General features: G+C 75.8%; 8 protein-coding genes. 3 read left to right on the forward strand and 5 right to left on the reverse strand.

Going from position 1 to position 15,924, the window contains the following annotated elements; all coding sequences use genetic code 11:
- Both ABD665_RS04715 and recD read left to right on the forward strand, forming a co-directional pair.
- Complete coding sequence (locus tag ABD665_RS04715) at positions 1-3,546, forward strand: UvrD-helicase domain-containing protein (RefSeq protein ID WP_204912002.1); 3,546 nt, start codon at positions 1-3, stop codon at positions 3,544-3,546.
- Positions 3,543-5,405, forward strand: coding sequence for an exodeoxyribonuclease V subunit alpha (recD, locus tag ABD665_RS04720; protein ID WP_204912001.1), 1,863 nt, complete (start codon positions 3,543-3,545; stop codon positions 5,403-5,405). Before ABD665_RS04715 ends, recD begins: the two co-directional genes overlap by 4 nt.
- On the opposite strand, the gene ABD665_RS04725 is transcribed toward recD, so the two are convergent.
- The 5 genes from ABD665_RS04725 to ABD665_RS04745 all read right to left on the reverse strand — a co-directional run bounded on the left by ABD665_RS04725 (position 5,395) and on the right by ABD665_RS04745 (position 15,409).
- Positions 5,395-6,900, reverse strand: coding sequence for a nucleobase:cation symporter-2 family protein (locus tag ABD665_RS04725; protein WP_344741236.1), 1,506 nt, complete (start codon positions 6,898-6,900; stop codon positions 5,395-5,397). The genes recD and ABD665_RS04725 overlap by 11 nt on opposite strands.
- A 146-nt stretch (positions 6,901-7,046) precedes the next feature.
- Positions 7,047-7,949 carry an NAD(+) diphosphatase gene (nudC, locus tag ABD665_RS04730; protein ID WP_204912000.1) on the reverse strand — a complete coding sequence of 301 codons (903 nt, stop codon included), beginning with the start codon at positions 7,947-7,949 and terminating at the stop codon, positions 7,047-7,049.
- Positions 7,946-11,353, reverse strand: a complete 3,408-nt coding sequence (locus ABD665_RS04735; protein ID WP_344741238.1) for an ATP-dependent helicase — start codon at positions 11,351-11,353, stop codon at positions 7,946-7,948. The genes nudC and ABD665_RS04735 overlap by 4 nt, the downstream gene beginning before the upstream one ends.
- Positions 11,350-14,625, reverse strand: a complete 3,276-nt coding sequence (locus ABD665_RS04740; RefSeq protein WP_204911999.1) for a UvrD-helicase domain-containing protein — start codon at positions 14,623-14,625, stop codon at positions 11,350-11,352. The genes ABD665_RS04735 and ABD665_RS04740 overlap by 4 nt, the downstream gene beginning before the upstream one ends.
- A 70-nt stretch (positions 14,626-14,695) precedes the next feature.
- Complete coding sequence (locus ABD665_RS04745; RefSeq protein ID WP_204911998.1) at positions 14,696-15,409, reverse strand: SDR family oxidoreductase; 714 nt, start codon at positions 15,407-15,409, stop codon at positions 14,696-14,698.
- A gap of 114 nt (positions 15,410-15,523) precedes the next feature.
- Here ABD665_RS04745 and ABD665_RS04750 point away from each other — a divergent pair, with 114 nt between their 5' ends.
- Positions 15,524-15,919, forward strand: coding sequence for a MerR family transcriptional regulator (locus tag ABD665_RS04750; protein WP_204911997.1), 396 nt, complete (start codon positions 15,524-15,526; stop codon positions 15,917-15,919).
- Positions 15,920-15,924 lie beyond the last annotated feature (5 nt).

A 15,924-nucleotide genomic window follows, 5' to 3' on the forward strand; every position in this document is an offset into this window, starting at 1 on the left:
GTGGCCCGACCGGCGTTCGACGTCTGCGGCCCCCTGCCGACCGGGACGACCGTGCTGGAGGCCAGCGCGGGGACGGGCAAGACCTTCGCGCTCGCCGCGCTGACGGCGCGCTACGTGGCCGAGGCCGACCGGCCGCTGCGCGAGCTGCTCCTGGTCACCTTCGGCCGGATGGCGACGACCGAGCTGCGCAGCCGCGTCCGCGAACGGCTCGTCACGCTGCTGGCCGCGCTCACCACGGGCCGCGCCGTCGCGGACGACGAGGTCGCCGTCCTGCTCTGCGCCGTCGACCCCGACGAGCGGGAGCTGCGCCGGCACCGCGTGGCCGCGGCGCTGCGCGACATCGACGAGGCGACGATCGCCACGACGCACGAGTTCTGCCTGCAGATGCTCGAGAGCCTCGGGGTGCTCGGCGATGCCGAGCCGGAGGCCCACTTCGTCGAGCAGGTCGACGACCTCGTCGACGAGGTCGCCTCCGACCTCTACCTCCAGCGCTACGCCGGGACCGGCGTGACCCCGGTGTCGCTGAGCGAGGCGCAGACGCTGGGGCGGCGCGCCTGCGCGTCGGTCACCGCCCGGCTCGTGCCGGACCTGCCAGCCGACGTGACGGGCCCCGACCGGACGCGGCGGAGCACCGAGATCGCCGCCGAGCGGGTGGCCTTCGCCCGGGCCGTCCGCGTCGAGGTCGAACGGCGGATGCGCACGGCCCGGCTCTTCACCTACGACGACATGCTCACCCGGCTCGCCGGGAGCCTGCGCGACCCCGAGCGCGGCCCGGCCGCCGTCGCCCGCCTCCGGGCGCGGTACGGCGTGGTGCTGGTCGACGAGTTCCAGGACACCGACCCGGTGCAGTGGGACATCCTCCGCACCGCCTTCGCCGGGCACACGACGATGGTGCTGATCGGCGACCCCAAGCAGGCGATCTACGGCTTCCGCGGCGCGGACGTGCACTGCTACCTCGACGCGCGGGAGACGCCGGGCACGACGGTCTCGACCCTGCCCACGAACTACCGCAGCGACCCCGGCCTCGTCGCCGCCTTCGACGCCGTGCTCGGCCGGGCCACCCTCGGCGAGCGCGGCATCGTGGTCGAGAGCGTGAACGCGGCCCAGCCGGCGGCGCGGCTCGTGGGCGACCCCGCGCTGACCGCGCCCTTCCGGCTGCGGGTCTGGCCGGCGGCCGAGGGTGACGACGCCTCCGTACGGGTGGCCAAGGCGCGGCGCCGGGTGCGCGACGACCTGGTCGCCGACGTCGTCCGGCTGCTGGGGTCCGACGTCACGCTCGAGCGGCACGTCGGCCGCGGGCCCACCCAGGTCGAGCCCGGCGACGTCGCGGTCCTCGTCCGGACGAACGAGGCGGCCGAGGACGTCCGGGCGCGGCTGGTGCAGGCCGGCGTCCCCACCGTCGTGCACGCGGCGCGCTCGGTCTTCGCCTCCGAGGCGGCCCAGGACTGGCTCACCCTCCTGACCGCGCTCGACACCACCCGGCAGGCGAGCGTCCGGGCGGCGACGCTGTCCTGCTTCTTCGGCTGGACCGTGACCGACCTGGTCCGGGCGGGCGAGAGCGCACCGGGACCGGGCGACGACCGTGGTTCCGACCGCCTGGCCGACGTCACGCAGCAGCTGCGCGCCTGGCGCCGCCTGCTGCAGGCGCGCGGGGTCGCGGCGCTGATGGAGACGGCGAGCCGCGAGAACCGCGTGCCCGAGCGCCTCCTCGCCACGGACGGCGGCGCGCGCCGGCTGACCGACCTCCGTCACCTCGCCGAGGTGCTCCACGACACGGCGACGGTGCGCCAGCTGGGTGGCGGGGCACTGCTCGACTGGCTCCGCGACCGCGTCGCCGAGGCGCGCCGCGACAAGGGCGCCGAGGGGTCCCGCCGGCTGGAGACCGACGGCAGCCAGGTCACCGTGGTGACGATCCACCGGAGCAAGGGGCTGGAGTACCCGGTCGTCTACCTCCCCGACGCGTACGACCGGTGGGTGCCGGAGGACGACGGCGGCACCCTGCTGACCCACCCCGACGCCGCACCGGGCGAGGCCGGTGCGGGTCTCGAGCTCGACGTCGGCGGCAAGCAGGGGCCGGGGCGTCGCGAGCGGTTCCGGCGCTACGGCGAGGAGCAGGCGGCGGAGGACCTCCGGCTGCTCTACGTCGCCCTCACGCGCGCCCAGTGCCAGGTCGTGACCTGGTGGGCGCCGACCCGGAACACGCCGTCCTCCGCGCTGCAGCGGCTGCTGCGCCGCGAGCGTGACGGGGCTCCCGAGGCCGCCTACCCGCTCACGCTCGGGGACCCCACGCACGGGCGCGACCTCGGTCCGTACGTGGCCCTAGAGACGCTCGACCCGAAGGCCGCGCCCGGCACGGCCCGGTACGCGCGGCCGGAGACCTCCGACCTCCCGCTGGGCGTCCGCACCTTCGACCGGACGCTCGACCTGGCCTGGCGGAGGACGTCCTACTCCGCCCTGACCGCCGCGGCGCACGGCCTGGACCTCGCCGCCGCCGGCGTGTCCAGCGAACCCGAGCCGGGACGTGAGGACGACGAGACGCCGACCGAGCGCGAGCTCGACGCCGAGGCCGAGCGCGATGCGGACGTCGACGCCGTCCGCTCGACCGAGCGCACGGTCGGCACGACGGCAGCCGCTTCGGCGGCCGGCGACCAGACGTCCCCCGGCGCCGACCCCTGGGACGCGGTCTCGCCGATGGCCGGGCTGCCCAGCGGTGCCGACTTCGGGACGGCCGTGCACGCCGTCCTCGAGGAGGTGGACCCGGGCGCCGTCGACCTCGCGGTGGCGGTGCGGGAGGCCTGCGCCGCCCTACTCTCCCGCAGCGGCGCGACGGGGATGACCGCCGAACAGCTCGCCGACGGGCTGCTGCCCGCGTTCGCGACCCCGCTGGGGCCGCTGCTCGGCGACCGCACCCTCGCCGACGTCCCGCGCCGCGACCGGCTCGCGGAGCTGACGTTCGAGCTGCCGCTGGCCGGGGGCGACGAGCCGACGGCGCGCGAGCTCCGGCTGGGCGACCTCGTCCCCCTGCTACGCCGCCACCTGCGCGCGGGCGACCCGCTGGCCCCGTACGCCGACCACCTCGCGAACCCGGTGCTCGCCGACCAGCCGCTGCGCGGCTACCTGACCGGCAGCATCGACGCCGTGCTCCGCGTCCCGGGGGCGGGCGGCCCGCGCTACGTCGTCGTCGACTACAAGACGAACTGGCTCGGCCCGTTCGACGGGCGACCACTGACCCTGCGGCCGTACCGGCCCGCGGCGCTCGCCGACGCGATGATGAGCGCCCACTACCCGCTCCAGGCCCTCCTCTACGGCGTCGCGGTGCACCGGATGCTGCGCTGGCGCCAGCCCGGCTACGACCCGGAGGCCCACCTCGGTGGCGTGCTCTACCTCTTCGTGCGCGGGATGGCCGGTCCCGACGCCCCGCAAGTCGACGGGGTCGCGTCCGGGGTGTTCAGCTGGCGCCCGCCCGCGGCGCTGGTGACGGAGCTGTCCGACCTGCTCGCCGGGGCCCCCGTGCTGCCAGCCACCCGGGAAGGAGCCGCGACGTGAGCGCACCGACGACGGAGCTGGCGGCGGTCGAGGTCCGCTCGCCGCTGCTCGACCGGTTCCACCGGGCCGGGGTTCTCGGCCTGGCCGACGTCCACACGGCCGAGGGTCTCGGCCGGATGGTGCGGGAGCGCGACGAACGGGTCCTGCTCGCGACCGCGCTCACGGTGCGGGCCCTGCGCAACGGTTCGGTGTGCCTGGACCTGACGACGGCGAGCGACGTCGCGCTGGCCGACGACGACGCCCTCACCGGCCCGACCGACACCCCGTCGCTCGAGGAGCTGCCGTGGCCCGCGGTCGACGCCTGGCTCGAGGCCTGCCGCGGCAGCGCGCTCGTCGCGGGGCCGGACGCACCGCCCGCCGACCGGCCGCTGCGGCTGTCGGGGACGCTGCTGTACCTCGAGCGCTACTGGCAGCAGGAGGAGTCCGTCCGCGCTCAGCTCGAGGAACGCCAGCGGGCCGCGCCGCCCGCGCTCGACGCCGACGCCCTCGAGCGCGACCTGGCCCGGCTGTTCCCGCCGGACGTCGAGCTCGCCGGCGAGGTCGACCACCAGCGCGAGGCGGGTCTCGCGGGTGCCACCCGCCGCGTGACGGTGCTCGCGGGCGGACCGGGCACCGGCAAGACGACGACCGTCGCGCGGCTGCTGGCCCTGCTGCGCGCCCAGCCCGGTCCCCGCCTGCGGGTGGCCCTGGCCGCGCCGACCGGCAAGGCGGCCGCCCGGCTGGCGGAGGCCGTGCGCGAGGCGACCGGTCGGCTGCCCGTGGAGGACCAGGAACGGCTGGGCACCCTCGACGCGTCGACGGTCCACCGGTTGCTCGGGTGGCGGCCGGGGTCCAAGAGCCGCTTCCGGCACGACGCGACCAACCCGCTGCCGCACGACGTCGTGGTCGTCGACGAGATGTCGATGGTCTCGCTCACCCTGATGGCGCGGCTGCTCGACGCCGTCCGGGTCGACGCCCGGCTGGTGCTGGTCGGCGACCCCGACCAGCTCTCGTCGGTCGAGGCCGGCGCGGTGCTCGCCGACATCAGCGGCCCGGCCCAGACGTCGGTGGTCCGCCTGACGCACAACTGGCGGTTCGACGGCGAGATCGCCGACCTGGCCGACGCCGTCCGGACGGGTGACGCCGACCGCGCCGTCGCCCTCCTCGGCCGCGGACACGGCGGCGTCGCCCTCGCCCCGCTCGACCCGGCCGGCGGCCTCGGCACGGGCGCCGCGGGCGTCGACGAGCTCTCCCGCCGGCTGGCCGGCAGCGCGGAGGCGGCCCGACGGGCGGCCGTCGCGGGTGACCCGGCGGCCGCGCTCGAGGCGATCGAGTCGCACCGGCTCCTCTGCGCGCACCGGCGGGGACCGTACGGGGTCACGCGCTGGAACGTGGAGGTCGAGCAGTGGCTGGCCCGCACGCTGCCCGGCTACGCCGCCGACGGCGAGTTCTACCTCGGCCGGCCGCTGCTGGTCACCGCGAACGACCGCGACCTCGACCTGTGGAACGGCGACACCGGCGTGGTCACGAACACCGACGCGGGGCTCCGGGCGGCCTTCGCCCGGGCGGACCGCCCGCTGCTCTTCCCGCCGGTCCGCCTCGACGCGGTGCAGACCGTCCACGCCATGACCGTGCACAAGGCGCAGGGCAGCCAGTTCGACGCCGTCACCCTGGTGCTGCCGCCGCCGGAGTCGCCGCTGCTGACCCGCGAGCTCCTCTACACCGCCATCACGCGGGCGCGCGAGCGCGTGCTGCTGCTCGGCACCGAGGAGGCCGTCCGCCGCGCGGTCGCGCGACCCGCGAGCCGGGCGAGCGGCCTGCGCACCCGGATGGCCCCGCCGCCCGCGCCGACCGGCTCGTCCGGCCCCGTCAGCGCCTGAGCCGGCCCTCGGCGTCGACCGGGTCGGCCGGGGCCGTCACCGCGGCGTCCGGCGCGGGCATGGTGACGTCCGTGGCCGCCGAGCGGACGGCGTCGAAGGCCGCGTAGCCGCCGTCCTCCGTCCCGTGGCGGCGCTGCACGGCGCGGCTGTTGAACACCAGGTTCAGCAGGATCGCCGTGATGGCCCCCGCCGAGATACCGGAGTTGACGACGATCTGCAGGCCCTCGGGCAGCTGGCCGAAGACGTGCAACGCCTCGCCCTGGCCGCTGGTGACGGCCACCGTGGGGAGCAGACCCACGGCGAGCGAGATCGCGACGACGAGGACGTTCGCGTTGTTGAACTGCACCTTGGCCAGGGTGCGCACGCCGCTCGCCGCCACCATGCCGAACAGGGCGATGCCCGCCCCGCCGAGCACGGCCTGCGGGATCCCCTCGACCACGCCGCCCAGCTTGGGGATCAGTCCCAGCACGATCAGCACGCCGCCGGCGAACGTCGCCACGAACCGCGACCGCACCCCGCTGAGCGACACGAGCCCGACGTTCTGCGCGAAGGCGGTGTACGGGAACGTGTTGAAGACGCCGCCGATCATCGTCGACAGGCCGTCGGCACGGATGCCGTCCGCCAGCTGCCGGCGCGACAGCGGCTTGTCGACGATCTCGCCGATGGCGAGCATGTCGCCGGTCGTCTCGGTCATGATCACCAGGGCCACGACGATCATGGAGAAGTACGCCGCGAGCAGGCCGAGACTGAGGTCCGGGAGCCCGAAGTGGAACGGCACCGGGAAGCCGAACCAGCTCTCCTGCGCCGCACCGCTGAAGTCGGCGAAGCCGAACGGGATCGCGACGAGGGTCCCGACCACCAGGCCGAGCAGGATCGACAGCCGCTGCAGGAAGGGCGGCGCGAAGCGTTCGACGGCCAGGATGACCAGCAGGGTGAAGAAGGCGAGCCCGATGTTGCCCGGAGACCCGTACGCCGGGCTCGCCGACCCGCCGCCCACCCAGCCCGCCGCCACGGCGGTCAGCGACACCCCGATGATCAGGATGATCGTGCCGGTGACCAGCGGTGGGAAGAACCGCAGCAGCTGGGAGAAGACGGACGCGACGACGATCATGAACAGCCCGGAGATGATCACGGACGCGTAGATCGCGGTCACGCCGTACTCCGTCCCGATCGCGATCATCGGCCCGACGGCGGCGAACGTGCAGCCCTGCATCATCGGCAGCCGGACGCCGAAGCGCCAGAAGCCCACCGACTGGATGATGCTGGCGATCCCGGCGACGAAGAGGTCGGCGCTGATCAGGAACGGCAGGTCCCCCGGCGACAGCCGCCCGGCCGCGATCATCGCGCCGCCCACGACCAGCGGCACCGCGACGGCGCCCGCGTACATCGCGAGCACGTGCTGCAGGCCCAGCGGCGCCAGCCGCGACAGCGGGGGGACCTGGTCGACGGGGTGGACGTCGGTCGTCTCGTCCACCCTGGCAGCGGTAGCGGTCACGACGGTGCTCCTCGGCCCAGGGCCGGGGAGCGGACACGCCGGGCGGCGGACCACGGCCCCGACCGTGTCCCGCGAGAAATTACGGAGGTCGTGTTGCGAGGCCGTCCGCGCCAGGTTGCGAGTGGGTTAAGCCCGAGGACCGACGCTCACCAGACCGTCGGCTCCGAGCGCCAGGTGGCGATCAGGCGGTGCGCGATCGAGCTGGGGCCGGGCAGGCCGATGGTGCCGGCCTCGAGCTGCGCGGCGAGCTCCTCGCGGGTGAACCAGCCCGCCCAGGCGATCTCGTCGGCGTCGACGCACACGGCGGTCGAGGACGCGCGGGCGAAGAACCCCGTCATCAACGACCGCGGGAACGACCACGGCTGGCTGCCGAAGTAGCGGATCCGGTCCAGGGTGACGTCGACCTCCTCGGCGATCTCGCGGTGGATCGTCTGCTCGAGGGACTCCCCCGCCTCCACGAAGCCGGCCAGCACCGAGACCCGGTTGCCCCAGGACGCCTGGCGCCCCAGCAGGATCCGGTCGTCGACGTCGACCACGGCGACGATGACGGCTGGGTCGGTCCGCGGGAAGTGCTGCTCGTCGCACCGTTCGCAGTGGCGGGCGTAGCCGCCGTCGGTCACCCGGGTGGGACCGCCGCAACGCGGGCACTGCGGCTCGAGCTGGTGCCAGCGGACCAGCGCCGTGGCCGCCGCGGCGATGTCCCGCTCGACGTCGGAGAGGGACCCGCCGACCTCCCGGAGGCTGCGCACCTCGCCGTCGACGACGGCCTGCACGGCGAAGACGGGTGCGCCCTCGACGAGGCCGAGCAGCAGGTGGCGCTGGGGGTCGTGGTCCACGAAGGGCTTGACCAGGCGCAGCGTGCCGTCGGCCTGGGTGGTGAAGCTCGCGTCGGCGTCGAGCTTGAGCAGCCGCGCGTCGGGCGAGCGCCAGAGCTGGGCCACCCAGTCGGCGGACCGGCGGTGGTGGCCCACCCGGTCGAGCGAGCTGGCGACGGACCACGCCACCCCGCTGAGCTCGTCGGACCAAGCGGGCGGTGCCTCTGGGATCACTGACCCGAGATTACTGGGTCCGCCGCGGCGGTCGGGCCCGGCGCGAGCAGCCGCTCCAGCTCCGCCCGGCCGGCCAGCCCGCGCGGCACCACGACCTGGTCGTCGCGCACGTGCACGAACACCGCCGCCACCTCGTCGAGGTCGACCCCGGTGGCCTCGGCCCAGGCGAGCCGGTAGATGGCGAGCTGGAGCGGGTCGCTGCTCTCGGCACGCCCGGTCTTCCAGTCCACGACCAGGTAGCGGGTGCCCCGCGGCACGTCGACCGGGAACCCGGCGCCGTCGCCACGGCCCTCGTCCGCCGCGTAGACGGCGTCGATCCGGCCACGGATCAACCGGCCGGCGAGCGCGAAGGAGACCGGTGCCTCGACCGCGTACGGGACGCGCGCGGCGAAGCGCCCGCGGGTGAAGGCCTCGCAGACCGCGCGCAGGTCGGCCTCGTCCGGACCGTCCGCGTCCGCGCGGTCGGCCAGGTCGTCGGGGTCGACCAGCGCCTGCTGCCCGAGCCCGCCGTGGGCGAGCCGTTCCCCGAACCACTGCTCGACGAACGCGTGGAACCGCGTGCCGGACCGGGCCGCCCGGGACGGCGGGGCCGGCATGGGCCGGGCGAGCGACGCCGCGAACCCGTCGGGATCGGCGCGCAGCCGCAGCAGCGCGGTCGCCGCGAGGCTGGCGGGCAGCTCGACGGTCCGGTCCCCGGAACGGGACTCCCGCGCCTCGCGCAGCAGCCGGTCGAGGTCGGCGTCCCAGGCCGCGACCTGGCTCTCGAGGTCGAGCAGCAGCGGGGCCGACCCGACCTCGGCGTACGTGCCTGTCTCCCGGAACCGCGCCCGCGCCGTCTCGACGGCCGCCGCCGCCTCCTCGCGCCGGGCCAGGGCGTCCGGGTCGAGCGGCTGCGGCCAGGGGGTCGGCAGCGCGTCGGTGACCAGCGGGTTCTCCTTGCCGGGCGCCTCGGCCGTCACGAGCACCCGGTCCTGCCGCTCGGCCTCCGCGGCGATCGCCCGCAGGTAGGTCGACGCGACCCGCGGGCGGACGAGGTCGGGCCGCCACCAGTGGCCGCTGCCGACCAGGACCGACCGGGCCCGGGTCGCGGCGACGTACGCGAGCCGGTCCTCGCTGCGCAGCTGCTGGGCCTTGAGCGCCGCCTTGTAGTCGGTGATCGCCGCGTTGCTGGCCTCGGCCAGCTGCGGGATCGAGCCGGCGTCCCCGCGCAGGTCGGCGGGCAGCGCCGCGGCGGTGCTCACCCAGTTGTCGCTCACCCGCTCGCTGGGGAAGACGCCCTCGACGAGCCCGGGCAGGAAGACGACCTCCCACTCCAGGCCCTTGGCCTTGTGCACCGTGAGCAGCTTGACCGCCTCGCGGTCGGACGGGACGGCCTGCTCCAGCCCGGTGCCCGACTCGAGCTCGGCCTGCAGCCACGCGAGCAGCCCCGACAGCGAGGCGTCGCCGTCCACGTCGACGTAGTCGGCGACGGCGTCCAGGAACGCCCCCAGCTGGTCGCGGCGGTTGGTCCGCTCCAGCTCGGGCGTGGCGACGAGCTCGACGTCGAGGCCGAGCGTCGACACCACCCGCCGGGTGAGGTCGAGCACCGGCTCGTCGGCGTGCCGACGCAGCGCGGCCAGCTCGCTCGCCACCCGCGCGAACCGCCGCCGGGCGGCCGGCGAGTAGGGCGCGTCGCCCGGGTCCTCCAGCGCGTCGAGCAGGCTGACGACCTCGGTGGGGTCGAGGTCCGCGACCGCGTCGACGAGCGCGAGGCGCACCTGCGCCGGGTCGGGCACCTGTCCCCCGACGCCCCGCTCCTGCGCGGCGTCGGCGTGGTCGTCGCGGCCGAGCGCCGCCCGGGCCAGCTCGCGGGCGCGGCGCCCGAGCAGGGCGAGGTCGCGCGGCCCGACCCGCCAGCGCGGACCGGTGAGCAGCCGGACCAGGTCGGGGTTGGCCGTCACGTCGTCGACGAGCCGCAGCGTGGCGGTCACGTCCATCACCTCGGGCAGCCCGAGCAGCCCGCCGAGCCCGACGATCTCGACCGGCACCTCGCGGCCCGTCAGCTCGGCGTACAGGGGGCCGATGTCGGCGTTGCGCCGGGTGAGCACGGCGATGTCGGCCCAGTGCTCGACCTGCCCGGTGCGGCGCGCGTCGACGATCCGGTCGGCCACCCAGGTGACCTCCTCCGGCCAGGAGGTGAACGTCGCCGAGGCGACCTGACCGGGAGCGGTGCCCGGCGGCGCCTGCAGCAGCCCGGTGCCCGCCTCGGTGTCCTGGTCGGTCACGGCGCCGTCGCGCAGCGGGCGGCTGAGGACGTTCGCGACGTCGAGGATGGTCGGGCCGCTGCGGCGGTTCACGGTCAGCGCGAAGCGCGCCGCCGGGTGGCCGTCCGTCCGCCGGAAGGTGTCGGCGAACGTCGTGATGTTGCTGGCCGCGGCGCCGCGCCAGCCGTAGATGGCCTGGAACGGGTCGCCCACCGCCGTGACCGCGTGCCCGAGCCCGTCCTCGGGCGAGAAGCCGGAGAACAGCCCGCGCAGCATGCCGGCCTGGGCCGCCGAGGTGTCCTGGTACTCGTCGAGCAGCACGACCCGGAACGCGGAGCGCAGGTCGGTGCCCACCTGCGGCACCTCCGTGGCCAGCCGCGCGGCGATCGCCATCTGGTCGGCGAACTCGACGACCCCGAGCCGCGTCTTCAGCGCCTGGTAGTCGCGGACGAGGCTGGCCAGCTCGAGCCGCTCCTGCACCGCGATCCGGGCCTTCTTGACGTCGACGTAGACGTTGCCCCGGTTGTTCAGGGGCGCGGAGTCCCAGCCGATCACCAGGTCGCGCGCGTGCGCGTCGAGGTCCGCCACGTCGACGAGGTGCGAGGTGAGGTCGGCGTCGAGCTTGAGGACCCGCTCGGTGACCGTGGCCGGCCGCAGCCGCGAGAGGAACTCGAACGGCCCGGCCGCCGCCGCGACGACGCGGGCCGCCAGGCGGTAGCGCGTGGCGCCGCTGACCATGGTCGGGTCGGCCTCGTAGCCGAGCCGCAGCCCGTGCTCGGACACCAGCCGGGCCGCGAACGCGTCGTACGTCATGATCAGCTGCTCGCCCGACTCGTCGACCGCACGGTCGTCGACGACGCCGGCGTCGACCAGCGCCTTGCGCACCCGGGCCGACAGCTCGGCCGCGGCCTTGCGGGTGAAGGTGAGGCCCAGCACCTCCTCCGGGCGCACCCGCCCGGTGCCGACGAGCCAGACCACCCGGGCCGCCATGACCGTCGTCTTGCCCGACCCGGCGCCGGCGATGATCACGCCCGGCTCGAGGGGTGCGGTGATCGCCGCGAGCTGCTGCTCGGAGAAGGGCAGCCCGAGCGCGTCGACCAGGTCGCCCGGCGTCCGCAGCCGCGGCGTACCCGGCACGGGGGCCAGCGCGCGGACGCTCACGCGACCACCTGCCGGCCGACGGACTGCGTCGGGCAGCTGGCCCGGAAGGCGCACCACCGGCAGGCGGGCCCGACGCGGGCGTGGAAGCGTTCGGCGGCGATCAGCTCGGCGGCGTCGCACAGGCGCTGGTGGACCCAGGTCGCGCAGCCCTCCACGTCGGCGGGGTCGGCCCCCTGGGGGAACGGCACGTCGTCGAGCGAGGCCTGGGTGAAGACCTGCGGGAAGGACGTCTGCTTGTCGGGCAGCCGCAGGTAGACGAGCTCCGCGCCCGAGGGCCGGGCACCCGGCCCCGCGACGTCGGCGAACGCACCCTGGGCGACGGCCAGCTGGTAGACGCCGAGCTGGTCCTGCACGGCGACGTCGGCGGCGGCGGGCGCCGTCCGGCCGGTCTTGAAGTCGACGATCCGGACGCGGCCGTCGCGCTCGCGCTCGACCCGGTCGGCCGTGCCGGTCAGCAGCACCCGCCGCCCGCCCGCGTCGACCTCGCAGCGGAACGGCACCTCCGTGCCGAGCAGCTCCAGGTGCCCGCGGGCCTCCTGCCAGGCCACGAACCGGTCCAGCGCGTCCTCGGCCTCGGCCCGCTCCACGGCAGACAGCCAGTTGGCGTCGAAGCTGATCTGGTCCCAGACGCCCTCGAGGTACGCGGACCGCTCCTCCGGCTCGAGCGGCACGCCGGCGCTGTGCTGGGCCAGCACGTGCACGACGGAGCCGAAGCTCGCGGCGCTGTTCCGGGTCGTGCCGGCGCTGGCCTGCCGGTTGAGGAACCACTGCCGCGGGCAGGCCAGCACGTCGCCGAGCTGGCTGCCCGACAGCGCCACCGGCGCGCCGGGCGCGACGACCGGCACGCTCGCCTCGCTCAGCGCCCGCATGCCCCACCAGGTCGTCGGCGACGCGGACGGGACGAGCGGGCGCGCGTCGGCGTCGGTGGCGTCGGCCAGCCGGGCCAGCCGCAGGGCCGCCTGGTCGCGCAGCTCGGGGCTGGCGTCCGGGTCGACGCTCGTGCGCCGCAGCTCGCCGACGAGCGCGGCGAGCGTCAGCGGCCGGCGCGGCCGTCCGGGCCGGGCGGTGGCCGTCACGCCGAGCTCCTCGAGGAAGCGCGACGGCTGGTCGCCCTCCCCCTCGGTGCCGGCGACGGCGGTCACCACGAGCCGCGAGCGGGCCCGGGTGCAGGCCACGTAGAACAGTCGCCGCTCCTCGGCCACGCGCACGGCCGTCGGCACCGGGTCGGCCAGGCCGTGGCGGCCGAGCCGGTCGGCGTCGAGGAGCGAGCCCCGGCGCCGTACGTCGGGCCAGCGGCCCTCCTGGACGCTCGCCACCACGACGAGCTCCCACTCGAGGCCCTTGGACCGGTGCGCGGTGAGCACCCGGACGCCCGTGCCGCGCAGGTCGGCCTCACGCCAGGTGTCGGCCGGGATCTGCTGGCCCTCGACCTCGGCCAGGAAGCCCGTCACCCCGCGCAGCCCGGAGATCTCCTCCGAGCGGGCGGCCACGTCGAACAGCGCGCAGATCGCGTCCAGGTCGCGGTCCGCCCGGCGCGAGGACTCGCCCCCGCCCGCGGCGACGTGCTGCAGGTGCTCCGGCCAGCGGGTCCCCGACCAGAGGCTCCACAGGGCCTCCTCCGCCGTGCCGCCGGACCGGACGACGCGCTCGCAGGTACGCAGCAGGCCCGCCAGCCGCAGGGCGCCCGCGACCGCGGGGCCCGGCGGGCAGCCGTCGAGCAGCTCGGGGTCGTGGAGGGCCGCGGCGAGCAGCTCGGGTGACGGCCGGGGCATGTGGAGGCCGCCGAGCTCGGCCCGCTCCACCGCCCGCAGCGCGCGACCGAGGGTGCGGGTGGCCATCGAGTCGAGCCCGCCGAGCGGCGAGGTGAGCAGGAGCTGCGCCTCCTCGGCGCCCGGCCGGCGGCCCGTGGTCGCGACCCGCAGGGCCAGCAGCAGGGGGCGTACGGCGGGGTCGGCCGACAGCGGGATCTCGTCGCCGGCGACCTCGACCGGGACCCCGGCCCCGACGAGCGCCCGGGTCAGCGCGGGGATGCTCTGGCGCCCGGACCGAACGAGGACGGCCATCTGGTGCCAGGCCAGGCCGTCGCGCAGGTGCGCCGTGCGGAGCAGGTCGGCGACGTGCTCGGCCTCGGCACCCGGGCTGCTGCAGGTGATCACCTCGACGCGTCCCCGGGAGGCGTTGCCGTCCGGTCGCGGGTCACGGAACGCCTCGAACACGTCGCGCGGCAGGGCCGGCGGCACGGGCAGGCGCCGGGCCACGCTCCGGCTGGCGGCGAGCAGGGCCGGGCCGAAGCGCCGGGCCGTGCCCAGGGCGAGGACCGAGGCGGGCTCGCCGTCGACGGTGCGGAACCGCCGGGGGAAGTCGAGGATGCCGCGCGCCTCGGCCCCACGGAACGCGTAGATGGACTGGTCGGGATCACCGACGGCCACGACGTCGCGGCCGTCGCCGGCCAGCGCCTGCAGCAGGCTGACCTGGGCGGGGTCGGTGTCCTGGTACTCGTCGACGAAGACCGCGCCGATCTCGCTGCGCAGCACGGCGACGACCTCGGGGTCGGCGAGCAGGATGCGGCTGCGGTGCACCAGCTCGCCGTAGTCGAGCACGCCCTCGGCGTCCAGGACGTCGAGGTACTCCTCGAAGAACGCCCCGATCCGCACCCAGTCCTCGCGCCCGGCGGCCTCGCCCGCCTCGAGGACGTCGGCGGGGTCCATGCCGAGCTGGCGCGCCTTGGCCAGCACGGCGCGGACCTGCCCGGCGAACGCCCGGGTCCCGAAGGCGTTCGCCAGCGACTCCGGCCAGGCGTCGTGCCCGACCTCCTCGCTGCCCTCCAGGACCTCGCGGACCCGGAAGTCCTGCTCGGGACCGGTCAGCAGCCGCACGCCGGCCCCGTACGTCGCCCCGGACCCCGCGCCCGCCTCCGGCACCGGGCCGACCAGGCCGAGCCGGTCGGCGAAGCGCCGCACCAGCGCGTAGCAGAAGGCGTGGAACGTCATCGCCGCCGGCGTCACCACCGTCCGGCCCAGCCGCCCGGCGATCCGGGTCCGCAGGTCGGCCGCCGCGCGCCGGGAGAAGGTCAGCACCAGCACCGAGTCCGGCGCCGCACCCCGGCGCGCGATGCGGTCGACGACGGACTCCACGAGCGTCGTCGTCTTGCCGGTGCCCGGCCCGGCGAGCACGAGCAGCGGACCGCCGGGGTGCGCCACCACGGCGGCCTGCGCGTCGTCGAGGACGGGCGGGTCGTGGAGGGCTTCGGGGGTCAGCGCGAGTCGGTACATCGCCGACTATTCGAGCACGGCCCACCGACAGTTCCCGCCGGGTGGACGAGACCCCGCCCCCGAGGACGGCTCAGGCGAACAGCGCGGCCGCCTGCGCGTAGAACACGGCCGGGTCCTGGGCCACGCCCTGCTTGGTCATGCGGCTCCAGTCGTCGACCAGGACCTCCACCTGCCCGGCCTCGAGCCCGTCGAGCGCCGCGCGCACGACGTCGGCCGGGTCGAGCAGCGGGCCGTCGTAGCCGGCCATCATGTCGGTGTCGGCGCCCCCGAGGTGCAGGCCGAGCACCTGGGTGCCCTGCTGCGCGAGCTCCACCCGGGTGCTCTGGGTCAGGCTCCACTCGGCGGCCTTGGTGGCGGAGTAGGACGTGGCGCCGGGGAAGGAGAAGAACGACAGCGCCGAGAGGACGTTGACGATCCCGCCGCCGCCGTTCCCGGCGAGGACGTCGGCGAACGCCCGCGTGACCGCGAGCGTGCCGTAGAAGTTGGTGTCCATCTCCCGGCGGATCGCGGCGAGGTCGCCGCGGACGAGGTCCTGCCCGAGCGAGACGCCGGCGTTGTTGATCAGCAGCGTCACGTCCGGGGCGGCCTGCGCGGCCGCCTCGATGCTGGCCTGGTCGAGCAGGTCGAGGGCGATGACCTCGACCCCGGGGACCGTGACGGAGGAGGGGTTGCGGGCGGCCGCGTAGACCTTGGCGGCGCCGCGCTCGAGCAGGTCGGCGGCGAACCGCGCTCCGAGGCCACGGTTGGTGCCCGTCACGAGGGCGACCGATCCGGCGATGTTCATCTGGGTGTGCTCCTTGCGGTGTGGTGCGCCCGGAACGGGCGCTACGCTCGACCGTAGAACCTGACACTGACGTCAGAGGTAGACCTGAAGCCCCGACTGAGAGCGGAGTCACACGTGCGGATCGGCGACCTCGCCCGGCGGACCGGGACCAGCGTGCGCTCGCTGCGCTACTACGAGGAGCAGGGCCTGCTCACCTCGGAGCGCACGGGGACGGGGCAGCGGACGTACGACGAGGACGCGATCGCCCGGGTGCGGCTGCTGCGCCAGCTCTACAACGCGGGCCTGAGCAGCACGACCATCGCGACCGTGATGCCCTGCGTCGACCACCCGTCGGCGGCGTCGACCCGGGAGACGATCGCGGTCATGGAGCGCGAGCACGCCCGCCTCGGCGAGCAGGTCGCCGACCTCGTCTCGACGCGCGACCAGCTGGCCTACCTGATCGCCGCCGCGTCGGCGTGCGGCGAGGTGCAGGCCGACGAGCGCGAGCCGGTCGGCGCGCTCGCGTCCTGACCGCC

The organism is Microlunatus spumicola, assembly GCF_039536445.1.
GTDB classification, from domain to species: Bacteria; Actinomycetota; Actinomycetes; order Propionibacteriales; family Propionibacteriaceae; genus Microlunatus; species Microlunatus spumicola.